The organism is Enterobacter sp. 50588862 (assembly GCF_001462935.1).
In the GTDB taxonomy this organism is placed as follows: Bacteria; Pseudomonadota; Gammaproteobacteria; order Enterobacterales; family Enterobacteriaceae; genus Enterobacter; species Enterobacter bugandensis.
The window spans coordinates 477,682-492,445 of the sequence record NZ_LNHM01000007.1 but is presented as its reverse complement, the minus strand read 5'-3'; the positions used below and the strand labels follow the sequence as shown (position 1 = coordinate 492,445).

Genomic DNA, 14,764 nt, shown 5'->3' with positions numbered 1-14,764 from the left:
AGAGACAGCGGCTGAGCCGCTGTCTCTTTCTTAACAATAACAGTAAGTTACTCAGTTACGATCGTTTGCACCTGTGCAGGGCCCGGGTTATACCAGCCCCATCCCGGATAACCGTAACGATAAGGATGTGGGCCCCACATCCATGGGTCGATTGGCTGAGGCGGCATCACCACCTGCTGGGCGATACGCCAGCGTTTATAGCCATTCACCTGCATGGTCATAAATTTATACGGCGTGTTGCCGATTTTGCCCTGCACCGAACCGGTAATCGGCCCGACAACGGTTACCAGCTGTCCGCGAAAATCGACCGGGTCGAGGAAACCACTAACGTCGGCATAGATACGCCCGCGAGAGGCTTCACCGAGTACGGGACGCGCGCCACTGTCGAGCGGTACCGTGGCAATTTCCAGACGGGTTTTCCCCTGCTGGTTCTGCACGTCGATCACTTTCCCACCGAAGCGGGCTTCCTGGCCGACGTAAAGCTCGGGCGCATTCATTACCCGAACCAGATCCTGCTGTGGCGTCGGGCTGCTGCCCTTGATCGCATCAGGTACGGTTACGCAACCGCTCAGTGCTATGGCAACCGCGCCTGCCATAAAAAGGCGTACTACTTTAGTCTGAACCGCCATGATGCGACTCCTTTTTCTCAGTTCATGTTACTGAGATTCACTCGCGGCCCGGAAGTTTCTTCCACGCGACGGTGTTTCGCAAATAAACCGGTTCCGCGTGTTCAACGGCCACGGTTTTTCCTGCTGCAAGCAGTTGACGGGCAATCGGGAGCATATCTTCTGCCGCAGGCAGGAGCATGTTGCCGTCCACCAGCGTCAACCCGGTGCCGCTCGCCATCTCTGGCCACGCCGGCCAGCCCGTGCCGACGGTCGCCCATTCGCCGGACAGCTGCTTCAGGCGCTCAGTAACGGCTTCAGGCTTAAGCACTGCTTCCGTCTCTTCGCCGTGCCAGACGCCGTTTTCATCGCGGGTATATTCCGCCCAGTAAACTTCACCCATGCGAGCGTCAATAGCGGCGAGCACGCGGGTCGCGCCCGTCATGCGCCAGGCACCCTCCGCCATCGTCGCAAGCGTAGAGACGCCGATCATCGGCAGGTCAGCGCCCAGCGCCAGCCCCTGCGCGATGCCAATCCCAATGCGCACGCCCGTAAAGCTGCCGGGACCGCGGCCAAAGGCCAGCGCGTCGAGGTCGGTTAAGGAGGTGTTGCCCTGGGTTAAAATGGCTTTAACCAGGGGGAGAATGCGTTGGGTATGTTCCCGTGGGCACTCTTCGAAATGGGCAGAAACAGCACCGTCGTTCAACAGTGCGACAGAGCAAGCCTCTGTCGCGGTATCAATAGCCAGAATTCGCATCAGTCGTCGCGCTCTCGCAAGGGTCAGTCACAAAATGGCGCGCATCTTAGCACACTCCGGAGCGAATTACTCCGCCGTTGGGTTTGCCAGGAAACGCACCGCGCGTTTAATGTCCCGCGTACGCGGGGCGGGCGGCAGGCTGGCGAGAAAGGTTGCGCCGTAAGGACGCATCACCAGCCGGTTATCGCAGATGACCAGCACGCCGCGATCGGTGACGTCACGGATTAAGCGCCCTACCCCCTGCTTAAGCGTAATGACCGCATCCGGCAGCTGAACCTCGTCAAACGGATCGCCGCCGCGCAGACGGCAGTCTTCCATCCGCGCCTTGAGCAGAGGATCGTCCGGCGACGTGAACGGCAGCTTATCGATGATCACCAGCGAGAGCGTGTCGCCACGCACGTCCACCCCTTCCCAGAAGCTGCTGGTTGCCACCAGCAGGGCATTACCGGCGCTGACGAACTGCTGCAGCAGCTGGCCTTTGCTGGTTTCGCCCTGCAGCAGCACAGGGAGGGTCATGGTGGCGCGAAACTGCTCGGCGAGATCGCGCATCATGGCGTGTGAGGTGCAGAGCATAAAGCAGCGCCCGTTGTTGGCCTCAATCATCGGCTTGAGCATCGCTGCGAGATGCCGCGCCGCCCCCGGCTGGTTCGGCAGCGGGAGATTGCGTGGCACGCAAAGCAGCGCCTGCTTTTCGTAATCAAACGGGCTGGGCAGCAGCAGTGATTCCGCCTGCTCAATACCGAGGCGTTCGGTGAAGTGGTGCAGATCGTCATTTACAGACAGGGTTGCGGAAGTGAAGATCCAGCTTCCCGGCTTCTGCGCCATCACCTCTTTGAATTTATCGGCCACCGTCAGCGGCGTGAGCGCCAGGGTAAAGTGCCGTGAGGTGCATTCATACCAGTAGCTGAACCCCGGCTGGTTGATCTCTTTTAGCCGTTTGAGCCGCCCGCGATAGAGCGTGGCGCGTTCAAAGGCGGCGTCAAGCAGCGCGGAGCGTCCGAGGGACAGCTTCGCCACGTCGTAGCAGAGCTCAAGTGCATCATCGAGCAGCAGCAGCGCGCGCTGGATATTTTTGTCCGCCAGCAATTCGCGCAGGTTGCCGCGATAGCCCGGCTCGCCAAGCTGTAAGCGGAAATCCTGTGCGCTTTGCGCCAGACGGTCGGCACACTTCTGCAGCTGCTGGGTATCTTTGAGTTCGGTACGGTAGGCAATGGTAAAATCTTTCGCCAGATCCTGTAGCTGGCGGCTGGAGAGCGACTGGCCGAAATACTGGCTGGCGATATCCGGCAACTGATGGGCTTCATCGAAGATCATCACGTCCGCCTCCGGGATCAGCTCGCCGAAACCGCTGTCCTTAACCACCATGTCCGCGAGGAACAGGTGGTGGTTCACCACCACCACGTCTGCGTCCATCGCTGTTTTGCGCGCTTTCACCACAAAACAGTCTTTATACAGCGGGCAGTCGCTGCCGAGGCAATTGTCGTTGGTGCTGGTCACCAGCGGCCAGGCCGGGGAGTCTTCCGGCACGCTCGCGCAGGTGCTGATATCGCCCTCTTCGGTCTGGTTCGCCCAGGCGCGCAGGATGATGACGTCGCTCAGGGTTTGTACCGGCAGATCGCCGCCGGCCAGCGCCTGTTGTTCGAGTCGCTCCAGGCAGAGATAGTTGGAGCGCCCCTTCAGCAGTGCCAGGCGTCCTTTGTATTTCAGCGCTTTTGCTACGGTAGGCAGATCGCGGCTGTAGAGCTGATCCTGCAGCGCTTTCGATCCGGTGGAAATTATCACTTTCTTTTTCGCCCGCAGCGCCGGCGCAAGGTAAGCATAGGTCTTACCCGTGCCGGTTCCGGCTTCAACCACCAGCGGCAGGGCCTGATCAATGGCGCGGGCAACGGCGTGCGCCATCTGTCGCTGAGGCTCACGGGGCTTGAAGCCGGGGATCGCCTGCGCTAATTGACCTTCAGGGGAAAAATCGTCTGCCACGTTGCTCTCTCACTGTATTTTTGCACAGGGATTATGTCAGCCCATCTTCTCCTGTGCCACCCCAAATAGTGACGACGGCAGAACAATATGGCAGTCTTGCCGCCTGACGACGAAAAATAACGAGGAAACGTTTATGACAATTGTGCGCATTGATGCCGAAGCCCGCTGGTCTGATGTGGTGATCCATAACCAGACGCTGTATTACACCGGTGTACCGTCAAATCTGGACGCGGATGCGTTCGAACAGACGGCGAATACCCTGGCGCAGATTGACGCGGTGCTGAAAAAACAGGGCAGCGATAAATCCCGCATTCTGGATGCGACCATTTTCCTGGCAAATAAAGACGATTTCGCGGCGATGAATAAAGCCTGGGATGCGTGGGTGGTGGCGGGTCACGCGCCTGTACGCTGCACCGTACAGGCCACGCTGATGAAACCGGAATACAAGGTTGAGATCAAGATTATCGCGGCGGTTTAAGCCCGATTACTCTTCATCTTCATCCTCAAAACGCGCCACGATCCGCTCGCCGGTATGGGTGGCGCGCAGCTCCTCCGCCACCTGGGAAATCGCCTGTCCGCTGCTCATCCCCTGGGACATCAGTTCCTGAATTCGCTCAACCGCTTTCTGCTGCTGTTCATGGCTCAGAGAAGGTAAACCTGCAAACATCGTCAACTCCTGCTAAATTATTCGCGCTAATTATTTCACGCTGCCCGGTAGTATGCCATACATGAACATGCGCTTCCCCATTGTTGTTACCTTACCCTGGCGCGCTGACGCCGCTGAGTTCTGGTTTGCCCGTCTGAGCCATCTTCCTTTTGCCATGCTGCTGCACTCCGGCCATGCGGATCACCCGTACAGCCGCTTCGATATTCTGGTGGCCGATCCCCTGAAAACGCTGACGACCGACGATCTGTCGACGACGGACGATCCGCTGATGCAGCTTCAGCAGGAAATCAACGCGCTGGGCTTATCCGCTACCCCTAACCTGGACCTGCCCTTCCAGGGCGGCGCGCTGGGCCTGTTTGGCTACGATTTGGGTCGCCGCTTCGAGATGCTGCCCGAGCATGCGCAGGCGGATATTGCCCTGCCGGACATGGCCGTGGGGCTGTATGACTGGGCGTTGATTGTGGACCACCAGAAAAAAAGGGTCTCCCTGCTGAGCCATGATGACGTGCAGGCGCGTCTGGCCTGGCTTGAGGCACAACAGCCTGCTCCAGCTGAGGCGTTCACCCTGACCTCCGGCTGGCGCTCAAACATGACCGCGCCGGAATACGCGGAAAAATTCTCCCGCGTGCAGGCCTATCTGCAAAGCGGCGACTGCTATCAGGTTAACCTTGCCCAGCGTTTCCAGGCAGCATACCAGGGGGACGAGTGGCAGGCGTTTACCCGTCTCAATGCCAACAACAGGGCTCCGTTCAGCGCGTTTGTACGTCTGAAACAGGGGGCCATCCTCAGCCTGTCGCCGGAGCGTTTTATCCATCTGGCGGAAGGGACGATTCAGACCCGCCCGATTAAAGGCACGCTGCCGCGCCTTGCCGATCCGGACGCCGATCGCCAGCAGGCGGAGAAACTCGCCGGGTCACCGAAGGATCGCGCCGAAAACCTGATGATTGTCGACCTGATGCGTAACGATATTGGCCGGGTCGCCGAACCAGGCAGCGTGCGCGTGCCGGAGCTGTTCGTCGTCGAGCCTTTCCCGGCAGTGCATCATCTGGTCAGCACCATCACCGCGCGTCTGCCCGCCTCTCGCACCGCCTGCGATCTGCTCCGGGCCGCGTTCCCGGGCGGCTCCATCACCGGTGCGCCAAAAATTCGCGCCATGGAAATCATCGACGAACTGGAACCGCACCGCCGCAACGCCTGGTGCGGCAGCATCGGCTATATCAGCCTGTGCGGCACCATGGATACCAGCATTACCATTCGCACGCTGACGGCCTGCGGCGGCAATCTGTACTGTTCTGCGGGCGGCGGCATTGTGGCGGACAGCCAGGTCGAGGCGGAATATCAGGAAACCTTTGATAAGGTGAACCGCATCCTGAAGCAACTGGAGAACTAACGGTGGACAAAGAGAACCTGACGCTGGATGATTTTCTGTCGCGCTTTCAGCTGCTACGGCCGCAGGTCAACCGCGCCACGCTGAATCAGCGTCAGGCGGCGGTGCTGATCCCGGTGGTGCGCCGGGAACAGCCGGGCCTGCTGCTTACGCAGCGTTCGCCGCATATGCGCAAACACGCCGGTCAGGTGGCCTTCCCGGGAGGCGCGGTGGACAGCACCGATGCGTCGCTGATTGCCGCCGCGCTGCGGGAAGCGCAGGAGGAGGTGGCGATCCCGCCTGACGCGGTGGAAGTCATTGGCGTGCTGCCGCCCGTCGACAGCGTGACCGGCTTTCAGGTCACGCCGGTAGTCGGCATTATCCCCCCCAATCTTCAGTATCACGCCAGCGTCGACGAAGTCTCTGCGGTGTTTGAGATGCCGCTTGAAGAGGCGCTCCGGCTAAGCCGCTATCATCCGCTGGATATCCATCGCCGGGGGCATGACCATCGGGTCTGGTTGTCCTGGTATCAGCATTATTTTGTCTGGGGCATGACGGCGGGCATCATTCGTGAACTGGCGCTACAAATCGGCCTGAAGCCTTGACTATACTTTACATTCCAGCCTTTTTTGCAGGTTTGCGATCTGCGTCGCGCTATTAGCAAAACCCATCGTTAACCATTAGTTTAATTCATGTGAATAGTTAAGCCGAGGTTGGTGTTCCCTCTTACACTATGCGCAGTTATAACATCGTTACTGGAACCCCGGTAACCCTGTCAGGAGTGTGAAAGTGATTAGTATATTCGACATGTTCAAAGTGGGGATTGGTCCTTCTTCTTCCCACACTGTAGGGCCGATGAAGGCCGGTAAACAGTTCGTCGATGATCTGGTCGAAAAAGGATTACTGGAAAGCGTTACCCGTGTCGCCGTAGACGTTTACGGTTCACTGTCATTAACGGGTAAAGGCCACCACACCGATATCGCCATTATTATGGGTCTGGCGGGCAATATGCCGGACACTGTTGATATTGATGCCATCCCGGCATTCATCCGCGACGTGGAAGCGCGCGGTCGCCTGCTGCTGGCTAACGGTCAGCACGAAGTGGATTTTCCGCAGGATGACGGCATGCGTTTTCGCAGCGACAACCTGCCGCTGCATGAAAACGGCATGACTATCCACGCCTGGAGCGGCGAAAAAGAGATCTACAGCAAAACCTACTACTCCATCGGCGGTGGCTTCATCGTTGACGAAGAGCATTTCGGTAAAGAGAGCGCGGGCGACGTGAACGTGCCCTATCCGTTCAAATCGGCCACCGAGATGCTGGGCTACTGCAAAGAGACCGGTTTGTCGCTGTCCGGCATGGTGATGCAGAACGAGCTGGCGCTGCACAGCAAAAAAGAGATCGAAGACTATTTTGCCAACGTGTGGCAAACCATGCGCGCCTGTATCGATCGCGGGATGAACACCGAAGGCGTACTGCCAGGGCCACTGCGCGTGCCGCGTCGTGCCTCTGCCCTGCGCCGTATGCTGGTGACCACGGACAAATTCTCTAACGACCCGATGAACGTAGTTGACTGGGTGAACATGTTTGCTCTGGCGGTGAACGAAGAGAACGCCGCTGGGGGGCGCGTCGTGACTGCGCCAACCAACGGTGCGTGCGGGATCGTTCCGGCGGTGCTGGCCTACTACGATCACTTTATCGAGCCTGTGACGCCGGATATTTATATCCGTTATTTCCTCGCGGCAGGCGCTATCGGCGCGTTGTACAAGATGAACGCGTCCATTTCAGGCGCTGAAGTGGGCTGTCAGGGTGAAGTAGGCGTGGCCTGCTCCATGGCGGCGGCCGGTTTGGCCGAGCTGCTGGGCGCAAGCCCTGAACAGGTTTGCGTGGCGGCGGAAATTGGCATGGAGCATAACCTCGGTCTGACCTGTGATCCGGTCGCAGGCCAGGTGCAGGTGCCGTGCATTGAGCGTAACGCGATTGCCTCCGTCAAAGCGATTAACGCCTCGCGCATGGCGATGCGCCGTACCAGCGAACCACGCGTGTCGCTGGATAAGGTTATCGAAACCATGTACGAAACCGGCAAAGACATGAACGCGAAGTACCGTGAAACGTCGCGCGGCGGTCTGGCCATTAAGGTGCAGTGCGACTGATCCTCTCTTTCGCCCATCCGCAACGGATGGGCGAATTTCTCCCTTCATTCTCGTCTCCTTCTTCTTTCCCCACTACACTTTTACGGTCGCGGCTGCTCGCGCTCGGCCTGACATCAGGCAGCGGCTAAATAGCGAACGGGTTGAGAGAGAAGCAGGCGCGGTAGTAACGCCACAATGGCTGGCGGGAATATCTTCCCCGCCAGAAGATCGTAACGGGCACATCGTACCCGTTAAGCAGACTTATTCGTCTTCGTCGTGTGCAGACTGTTCTTTAACAATGCGGACCAGATCGACGCGGTAGTCGTTAGCTTCAACGATAGTGATGTGCAATGGAGGAAGCTCGATCACATCCCCGACGCGCGGGATCTGACCGTTTACGGCGATAACCAGCCCCGCCACGGTTGCGATGTCTTCTTCATCGTTAACCACGTTTTCCAGCCCCAGCGTATGCGAGAGCGCGTGCAGGTCGGTCGCACCTTTGACCAGCCAGCCTTCGCCGTCGGCCACAATTTCAGGCGTTTCGTCTTCATCCGGGAATTCACCGGCAATCGCTTCAAGCACGTCCAGCGGCGTCACCAGCCCCTGTACCACACCAAACTCGTTGGTGACGATAACAAAGCTACCGCGCGCGCGACGCAATACGCCCAGCAGGTTGATCGGATCCAGCGTTTCCGGTACGACAATCGCCGGCGACGAAGCTGCAATGGCCTCCACGTTGACGCCCTCTTCCAGCGCCACCAGCATCTCTTTCGCCCGAACCACGCCGATGATTTCATCCAGCTCACCGCGGCATACCGGGAACAGGCTGTGCGGAGATGAGAGCAATTGCTGACGAATTTCATCAACGCTCAGGTTCGCATCGACCCAGCTAATTTCCCCGCGCGGCGTCATGATGCCGCGCAGCGAGCGGGAGGCCAGGGAGAGCACGCCGTTAATCATGTAGCGTTCTTCTTCCACAAATGCCCCTTCCGGAACCGGCACCGGGTTACGGTTTTCAGGGTCAGACTGGACGTTCACCTGACGGCGTCCGCCCATCAGGCGCAGAATGGCGTCCGCCGTTCGGGCACGCAGCGGCTGATTTGACTGCTGCTTAATAAAGTTACGACGCGCAATCTGGTTGAACAGTTCGATCAGGATCGAGAAGCCAATCGCGGCGTACAGGTAGCCTTTCGGAATATGGAAGCCGAAACCTTCCGCCACCAGGCTCAAACCAATCATCAGCAGGAAGCTCAGACAGAGCACGACCACCGTCGGATGCTGGTTGACGAAGCGCGTCAGCGGTTTCGAGGCCAGCAGCATCACCGCCATCGCAATCACGACAGCCGCCATCATCACCGGCAGGTGGTTCACCATACCGACCGCGGTAATCACCGCATCCAGCGAGAAGACTGCATCCAGCACCACAATTTGCAGCACCACGACCCAGAAGCTGGCGTAGCCCTTACCGTGACCATCATCATGCTGCCGGTTCTCCAGCCGTTCATGCAGCTCTGTTGTCGCTTTGAACAGCAGGAATATCCCCCCGATTAGCATGATCAAATCACGGCCGGAGAAGGTGTAATCCATGACGGAGAACAGCGGTTTGGTCAGCGTGACCATCCACGAGATCACGGAGAGCAGCCCCAGTCGCATGACCAGCGCCAGCGAGAGTCCAATCAGACGCGCTTTATCACGCTGTTTTGGCGGCAGCTTATCCGCAAGGATGGCGATAAACACCAGGTTATCGATGCCGAGAACGATCTCCAGCACCACCAGCGTGAGCAGTCCCACCCAGATTGACGGGTCCATTAAGAATTCCATGACAAGCTCCTGCTAAAGGAATGACAAAACGGTGCCCCACTCAACGTGGGCAAATAAGAGGCAGACAGAGTTGATACGTGGCGTGGTTCGCCGGTGAAAAAGGCGCGGAATGGCCTGGTAGATGACTGACGTCGGTGACGGTCCATATAGTGGGCTGTAGCCCTATACTCCTGAACAAGTAAACGGAGGCTAAACATATCAGAGAGACTGTGTTTTTAGCAAAGATTTACGTTCCTTTGCAAAGTTCTGTAACACAGCGGCTATACGCTACAGATAATTCTGTAACGCGTGGCTAAATTACGGATCTTCATCACATAAATTATTTTTTCACTATCTAAAATAATTCGCGGAAGTCTTAGTTTTTTGAACTCTAACCCTTATCTGAATCGATTCGGTTCGCCAATACGATTCTCAGTACGTCTGCCCGGCAGGCGTATTAATGATAATAAAAGGAGGTAGCAAGTGACCATTGCTATTGTCATAGGCACACATGGTTGGGCTGCTGAGCAGCTACTCAAAACGGCAGAGATGCTGTTGGGCGAGCAGGAAAACGTCGGCTGGATCGATTTCGTTCCCGGTGAAAATGCCGAGACGCTGATTGAGAAGTACAACGCTCAACTCGCGAAGCTGGATACCAGCAAAGGCGTGCTGTTTCTCGTCGATACATGGGGCGGCAGTCCGTTTAATGCTGCCAGCCGCATTGTCGTCGATAAAGAGCATTATGAAGTCGTCGCCGGGGTAAACATTCCCATGCTGGTGGAAACCTTTATGGCGCGCGACGACAACCCAGGCTTCGATGAGCTGGTCGCGCTGGCCGTTGAAACCGGCCGCGAAGGGGTGAAAGCCCTGAAGGCCCAGCCGGTTGAAAAACCCGCCCCTGCCCCGGCTGCGGCGGCACCGAAAGCAGCAGCACCGGCAAAACCGATGGGACCGAACGATTACATGGTTATCGGCCTGGCGCGTATTGATGACCGTCTGATTCACGGACAGGTTGCGACTCGCTGGACCAAAGAGACCAACGTACAGCGTATCATCGTGGTCAGTGACGAAGTGGCCGCCGATACTGTCCGTAAAACCCTTCTGACTCAGGTTGCACCACCGGGCGTTACCGCGCACGTTGTGGATGTCGCCAAGATGATCCGCGTTTACAACAACCCGAAATATGCGGGTGAACGCGTGATGCTCCTGTTTACTAACCCGACAGACGTCGAGCGCATTGTTGAAGGCGGCGTGAAAATCACCTCCGTGAACATCGGCGGTATGGCTTTCCGGCAGGGCAAAACGCAGGTCAACAACGCGATTTCAGTTGATGCGAAAGATATCGAGGCGTTCAACAAGCTGAATGCCCGCGGTATTGAGCTTGAAGCCCGTAAGGTTTCCACTGACCAGAAACTGAAAATGATGGATTTGATCGGTAAAGTTGGGAAATAAGCCCGCGCCGGTTTTTCACATAAAGCTTATGTTATAGGAGAAGTACAATGGAGATTACCACTCTTCAGATTGTGCTGGTGTTCATCGTCGCGTGTATTGCGGGTATGGAATCCGTACTTGATGAATTTCAGTTCCACCGCCCTCTGGTGGCCTGTACGTTGATCGGTGCCGTTCTGGGTGATATGAAAACCGGTATCATCATCGGTGGTACGCTGGAAATGATCGCCCTGGGCTGGATGAACATCGGTGCCGCCGTTGCGCCTGATGCCGCACTGGCCTCTATCATCTCAACCGTTCTGGTTATTGCCGGTCATCAGAGTATTGGTGCAGGTATTGCCCTTGCCATTCCTCTGGCCGCAGCAGGCCAGGTGCTGACCATCATCGTTCGTACCATCACCGTGGCCTTCCAGCACGCGGCAGATAAGGCGGCCGAGAACGGCAACCTCACGGCACTCTCCTGGATCCACGTGTCTTCCCTGTTCCTGCAGGCGATGCGTATCGCAATCCCGGCGGTTATCGTTGCGATCTCTGTCGGCACCAGTGAAGTCCAGGGCATGCTGAACGCGATTCCTGAAGTGGTCACCAGCGGTCTGAACATCGCGGGCGGTATGATCGTCGTGGTAGGTTACGCGATGGTCATCAACATGATGCGCGCGGGCTATCTGATGCCGTTCTTCTACCTCGGCTTCGTCACCGCAGCATTCACCAACTTCAACCTGGTTGCGCTGGGCGTGATTGGTGCCGTGATGGCGATTCTCTACATCCAGCTCAGCCCGAAATACAACCGTGTTGCGGGTGCCCCAGCGCAGGCTGCTGGTAACAACGATCTCGATAACGAACTGGACTAACAGGTGAGCGAAATGGTTGATATGACAAAAACTACCACCGAGAAAAAACTCACTCCGGGTGATATTCGTGGCGTGTTCATCCGTTCTAACCTGTTTCAGGGTTCATGGAACTTCGAACGTATGCAGGCGCTGGGCTTCTGCTTCTCAATGGTGCCGGCGATAAAACGCCTCTACCCTGAGAACAACGAAGCACGCCGTCAGGCGATTAAGCGTCACCTGGAATTCTTCAACACCCATCCTTACGTCGCGGCTCCGGTTCTGGGCGTGACGCTGGCGATGGAAGAGCAGCGTGCGAACGGCGCGGAGATTGACGATGGTGCCATCAACGGTATCAAAGTCGGTCTGATGGGTCCGCTGGCCGGCGTGGGCGACCCTATCTTCTGGGGTACTGTTCGTCCGGTCTTCGCGGCGCTGGGTGCCGGGATCGCGATGAGCGGCAGCCTGCTCGGTCCTCTGCTGTTCTTTATCCTGTTCAACGCGGTACGTCTGCTGACCCGTTACTACGGCGTGGCCTACGGCTACCGTAAGGGCGTGGACATCGTTAAGGATATGGGCGGCGGCTTCCTGCAGAAACTGACCGAGGGGGCCTCTATTCTCGGCCTGTTTGTCATGGGGGCGCTGGTTAACAAGTGGACGCACGTGAACATCCCGCTGGTGGTTTCGACCATCACCGGTCAGGATGGTCAAACCCGCGTCACCACCGTGCAGACGATTCTGGACCAGCTGATGCCTGGCCTGGTGCCGCTGCTGTTGACCTTCGCCTGTATGTGGCTGCTGCGTAAGAAAGTGAACCCGCTGTGGATCATCGTTGGCTTCTTCGTCATCGGTATCGCGGGCTACGCTGTCGGCCTGCTGGGCCTGTAAAACATTGCGTTATCGACCGGGGGCTTGCCCCCGGTCTTTTTATCTGGAGGATGAATGACTGTTACGGACATCGTACTGGTGTTGTTTATTGTTGCCCTTCTGGCTTACGCGATCTATGACGAGTTTATTATGCCTCGCCGTAACGGCGAGACGCTGCTGACCCTTCCCCTCTTACGCCGTGGACGCATTGATGCATTTATCTTCGCCGGCCTGGTGGTCATTCTGATTTACAATAACGTGACCAGCCACGGTGCAATATTAACCACATGGTTATTATGTGCGCTGGCATTAATGGCGATTTACCTGTTCTGGATCCGCTCGCCGAAACTCATTTTTAAAAAACAGGGATTCTTCTTCGCCAACGTATGGATAGAATATAACCGCATTAAAGAGATGAATTTATCCGAAGACGGCGTGTTAGTGATGCAATTAGAACAGCGCCGCCTGCTCATTCGGGTCAAAAATATTGATGACCTTGAGAAAATCTACGCATTACTCGTTAAAACTCAATAAGTTAACATTATAACCTCGGCTATATATTGTGATATTCTTTCGCAAAGAATATAGCCGTTGCTATATCTTCTCTCCTCTTAGACTTATATTTATTAACGATATTTTCACGCATAAACCTAAATGAAAATCGTTATCAAAGACGCAGATAAATTAAGCCTTGCTCGTTGTTGTTTTATATTCTCAAAATATGTTAAGGTTGCGCCCGTCGTTGGGGAGTAGCCGATTTCCTGCACGCAGGAAATGTACGCGTCAACATACTCGTTGAAAAACGTGGCGCGTACGGATCGCTTTCAGCACGCTTACCGTGCAAAAGAGATCAGGCGAGACCATAGATACATCAACTGCTGTTTACTGGGGGCAGTGATGTGTCATATGGATATCCCCGGTCTGGACGCTCTTATGAACATCTCCGCTACGATCCTTCTCGCTTTTGGCATGTCCATGGATGCATTTGCCGCCTCCATCGGCAAAGGCGCCACGCTCCACAAACCTAGATTCACAGAAGCTCTGCGCACCGGTCTGATCTTTGGTGCCATCGAAACGCTGACGCCGCTCATCGGCTGGGGTTTGGGCATGCTCGCCAGCCAGTTCGTGCTGGAGTGGAACCACTGGATTGCGTTCGTCCTGCTGGTGTTTCTCGGAGGCCGAATGATGATTGAAGGTTTTCGCGGGAATGATGATGAAGATGAAGCACCGCTGCACCGCCACGGTTTCTGGCTGCTGGTCACCACGGCAATTGCCACCAGCCTGGACGCCATGGCCGTCGGGGTGGGTCTGGCATTCCTGCAGGTCAATATTATCGCCACCGCGCTGGCCATTGGCTGTGCAACGCTGATTATGTCCACGCTGGGCATGATGGTCGGGCGGTTTATTGGCCCGCTGCTGGGTAAACGCGCCGAGATCTTAGGCGGTATTGTTCTGATCGGCATTGGTGCCCAGATCCTCTGGGCACACTTCGCGCCTTAAGCGTCGCGCTGCCAGACGTGGATACTGAAATCCGTCTGGCAGCCAAACGTCGTCCGAGCCGCTAATGCATCCCATACTTCCGGCTTTGCCCGCCACGCGAACGGCGTCATCTGCAGCAGGGCTACCGCTTCTTCCCCGTTCAAACTCATTTCATACGCCACTGAATGCTCCTGCTTCAGCGTAAAGCCTGTCAGCTGTTCAGAGTGGGGGGCATGCAGACGCACCTCATCGTAAATGAGTCCCTTCAGCTCCATCAGGTGACGCGGGCCCGGCGTGACGGTTATCACCCAGCCTCCGGGCTTCACCACGCGCGCCAGCTCGTCTGCTTTACACGGCGCGTAGATGCGGATAACGGCATCCATACTGGCATTATCAAACGGCAGCCGGTGGCTGGATGCCACGCAAAACGTCACGCCAGCGTAACGTTTAGCCGCTGCGCGGATCGCCACTTTCGACACGTCGAGACCGAATGTCACGGCCCCCTTCTCCCGCACCACATCCGCAAACCGTGCGGTGTAGTACCCTTCCCCGCAGCCGATATCAAGCATGGCGGACGCCGAATCAGGCAATAAGTCACCCAGCATCTGCGCTACCGTCTCCCGTAGCGGCAGATAGTGCCCGGCATCGAGAAACGCCCTGCGCGCCTGCATCATCTCTGCGCTATCGCCCGGATCGCGGGAGCGCTTGTGCTGCACCGGAAGAAGATTCACATACCCTTCTTTCGCCATATCAAACTGATGTCCCTGCGGACAGGCATAACTTTTATCTGAGCGCGTCAGTGACGCGTGGCAAAGGGGACAGCTGAAGGACATGGAA

At 56.9% G+C, this 14,764-nt stretch carries 16 protein-coding genes and 1 riboswitch; of the genes, 9 read left to right on the top strand and 7 right to left on the bottom strand.

What is annotated here, in order from left to right; translation table 11 throughout:
* Positions 1-47 precede the first annotated feature (47 nt).
* From APT89_RS02795 to APT89_RS02785, 3 genes are all read right to left on the bottom strand, one after another.
* Positions 48-629: a Slp family lipoprotein gene (locus APT89_RS02795; protein WP_041909497.1), complete on the bottom strand. Its 582-nt coding sequence runs from the start codon at positions 627-629 to the stop codon at positions 48-50.
* 37 nt (positions 630-666) lie between these two features.
* Positions 667-1,362, bottom strand: coding sequence for a tRNA (adenosine(37)-N6)-threonylcarbamoyltransferase complex dimerization subunit type 1 TsaB (gene tsaB, locus APT89_RS02790; protein ID WP_041909495.1), 696 nt, complete (start codon positions 1,360-1,362; stop codon positions 667-669).
* Between the two features lie 66 nt (positions 1,363-1,428).
* Positions 1,429-3,339, bottom strand: coding sequence for an ATP-dependent DNA helicase (locus tag APT89_RS02785; protein WP_060571711.1), 1,911 nt, complete (start codon positions 3,337-3,339; stop codon positions 1,429-1,431).
* A 133-nt stretch (positions 3,340-3,472) separates the two neighbouring features.
* Between APT89_RS02785 and APT89_RS02780 the strand changes: the two genes are divergently transcribed.
* Entirely contained in the window at positions 3,473-3,817 is a 345-nt protein-coding gene (locus tag APT89_RS02780) for a RidA family protein (protein WP_041909491.1), read from the top strand.
* A 6-nt stretch (positions 3,818-3,823) separates the two neighbouring features.
* Here APT89_RS02780 and APT89_RS02775 read toward each other — a convergent pair whose 3' ends face one another.
* The gene (locus tag APT89_RS02775) at positions 3,824-4,006 is read right to left on the bottom strand and encodes a YoaH family protein (RefSeq protein ID WP_008500497.1); all 183 of its coding nucleotides are present in this window, start codon (positions 4,004-4,006) and stop codon (positions 3,824-3,826) included.
* A gap of 61 nt (positions 4,007-4,067) precedes the next feature.
* Here APT89_RS02775 and pabB point away from each other — a divergent pair, with 61 nt between their 5' ends.
* The 3 genes from pabB to sdaA all read left to right on the top strand — a co-directional run bounded on the left by pabB (position 4,068) and on the right by sdaA (position 7,526).
* On the top strand, positions 4,068-5,396 hold the full coding sequence (gene pabB, locus APT89_RS02770; protein ID WP_041909489.1) for an aminodeoxychorismate synthase component 1: 1,329 nt from the start codon (positions 4,068-4,070) through the stop codon (positions 5,394-5,396).
* A 2-nt stretch (positions 5,397-5,398) separates the two neighbouring features.
* Positions 5,399-5,977: a CoA pyrophosphatase gene (locus tag APT89_RS02765; RefSeq protein WP_041909487.1), complete on the top strand. Its 579-nt coding sequence runs from the start codon at positions 5,399-5,401 to the stop codon at positions 5,975-5,977.
* Between the two features lie 184 nt (positions 5,978-6,161).
* Positions 6,162-7,526 carry an L-serine ammonia-lyase gene (gene sdaA, locus APT89_RS02760; RefSeq protein WP_028013531.1) on the top strand — a complete coding sequence of 455 codons (1,365 nt, stop codon included), beginning with the start codon at positions 6,162-6,164 and terminating at the stop codon, positions 7,524-7,526.
* Positions 7,527-7,766: 240 nt separating this feature from the next.
* On the opposite strand, the gene yoaE is transcribed toward sdaA, so the two are convergent.
* On the bottom strand, positions 7,767-9,326 hold the full coding sequence (gene yoaE, locus APT89_RS02755) for a CNNM family cation transport protein YoaE (RefSeq protein ID WP_028013532.1): 1,560 nt from the start codon (positions 9,324-9,326) through the stop codon (positions 7,767-7,769).
* A complete protein-coding gene (locus APT89_RS24765; RefSeq protein WP_374208903.1) occupies positions 9,314-9,472 on the bottom strand; it encodes a protein YoaL in 159 nt (52 codons plus the stop codon). Before APT89_RS24765 ends, yoaE begins: the two co-directional genes overlap by 13 nt.
* Before the next feature lie 316 nt (positions 9,473-9,788).
* Between APT89_RS24765 and manX the strand changes: the two genes are divergently transcribed.
* The 5 genes from manX to mntP all read left to right on the top strand — a co-directional run bounded on the left by manX (position 9,789) and on the right by mntP (position 13,948).
* Positions 9,789-10,757: a PTS mannose transporter subunit IIAB gene (gene manX, locus APT89_RS02750; protein ID WP_028013533.1), complete on the top strand. Its 969-nt coding sequence runs from the start codon at positions 9,789-9,791 to the stop codon at positions 10,755-10,757.
* A 47-nt stretch (positions 10,758-10,804) separates the two neighbouring features.
* Positions 10,805-11,605 carry a PTS mannose transporter subunit IIC gene (gene manY / locus APT89_RS02745; protein ID WP_003859914.1) on the top strand — a complete coding sequence of 267 codons (801 nt, stop codon included), beginning with the start codon at positions 10,805-10,807 and terminating at the stop codon, positions 11,603-11,605.
* Positions 11,606-11,617: 12 nt separating this feature from the next.
* The gene (locus APT89_RS02740; RefSeq protein ID WP_006810994.1) at positions 11,618-12,469 is read left to right on the top strand and encodes a PTS mannose transporter subunit IID; all 852 of its coding nucleotides are present in this window, start codon (positions 11,618-11,620) and stop codon (positions 12,467-12,469) included.
* Between the two features lie 54 nt (positions 12,470-12,523).
* Positions 12,524-12,982: a DUF986 family protein gene (locus tag APT89_RS02735; RefSeq protein ID WP_060571710.1), complete on the top strand. Its 459-nt coding sequence runs from the start codon at positions 12,524-12,526 to the stop codon at positions 12,980-12,982.
* Positions 12,983-13,180: 198 nt separating this feature from the next.
* Positions 13,181-13,380, top strand: a riboswitch (yybP-ykoY riboswitch).
* A 1-nt stretch (position 13,381) separates the two neighbouring features.
* Positions 13,382-13,948 (top strand): manganese efflux pump MntP, encoded by a 567-nt coding sequence (gene mntP, locus APT89_RS02730; protein WP_060571871.1) that lies wholly within the window; start codon positions 13,382-13,384, stop codon positions 13,946-13,948.
* Here mntP and rlmA read toward each other — a convergent pair.
* Positions 13,945-14,760: a 23S rRNA (guanine(745)-N(1))-methyltransferase gene (gene rlmA, locus APT89_RS02725; RefSeq protein ID WP_041909483.1), complete on the bottom strand. Its 816-nt coding sequence runs from the start codon at positions 14,758-14,760 to the stop codon at positions 13,945-13,947. The genes mntP and rlmA overlap by 4 nt on opposite strands.
* Positions 14,761-14,764 lie beyond the last annotated feature (4 nt).

Bases quoted from the DNA above. Each gene is read 5' to 3' on its own strand.
- APT89_RS02795 (WP_041909497.1), bottom strand. From the start codon at position 629: ATGGCGGTTCAGACTAAAGTAGTACGCCTTTTTATGGCAGGCGCGGTT.
- tsaB (WP_041909495.1), bottom strand. From the start codon at position 1,362: ATGCGAATTCTGGCTATTGATACCGCGACAGAGGCTTGCTCTGTCGCA.
- APT89_RS02780 (WP_041909491.1), top strand. From the start codon at position 3,473: ATGACAATTGTGCGCATTGATGCCGAAGCCCGCTGGTCTGATGTGGTG.
- APT89_RS02775 (WP_008500497.1), bottom strand. From the start codon at position 4,006: ATGTTTGCAGGTTTACCTTCTCTGAGCCATGAACAGCAGCAGAAAGCG.
- pabB (WP_041909489.1), top strand. From the start codon at position 4,068: ATGAACATGCGCTTCCCCATTGTTGTTACCTTACCCTGGCGCGCTGAC.
- yoaE (WP_028013532.1), bottom strand. From the start codon at position 9,326: ATGGAATTCTTAATGGACCCGTCAATCTGGGTGGGACTGCTCACGCTG.
- APT89_RS24765 (WP_374208903.1), bottom strand. From the start codon at position 9,472: ATGGACCGTCACCGACGTCAGTCATCTACCAGGCCATTCCGCGCCTTT.
- manY (WP_003859914.1), top strand. From the start codon at position 10,805: ATGGAGATTACCACTCTTCAGATTGTGCTGGTGTTCATCGTCGCGTGT.
- APT89_RS02740 (WP_006810994.1), top strand. From the start codon at position 11,618: ATGGTTGATATGACAAAAACTACCACCGAGAAAAAACTCACTCCGGGT.
- APT89_RS02735 (WP_060571710.1), top strand. From the start codon at position 12,524: ATGACTGTTACGGACATCGTACTGGTGTTGTTTATTGTTGCCCTTCTG.
- mntP (WP_060571871.1), top strand. From the start codon at position 13,382: ATGAACATCTCCGCTACGATCCTTCTCGCTTTTGGCATGTCCATGGAT.
- rlmA (WP_041909483.1), bottom strand. From the start codon at position 14,760: ATGTCCTTCAGCTGTCCCCTTTGCCACGCGTCACTGACGCGCTCAGAT.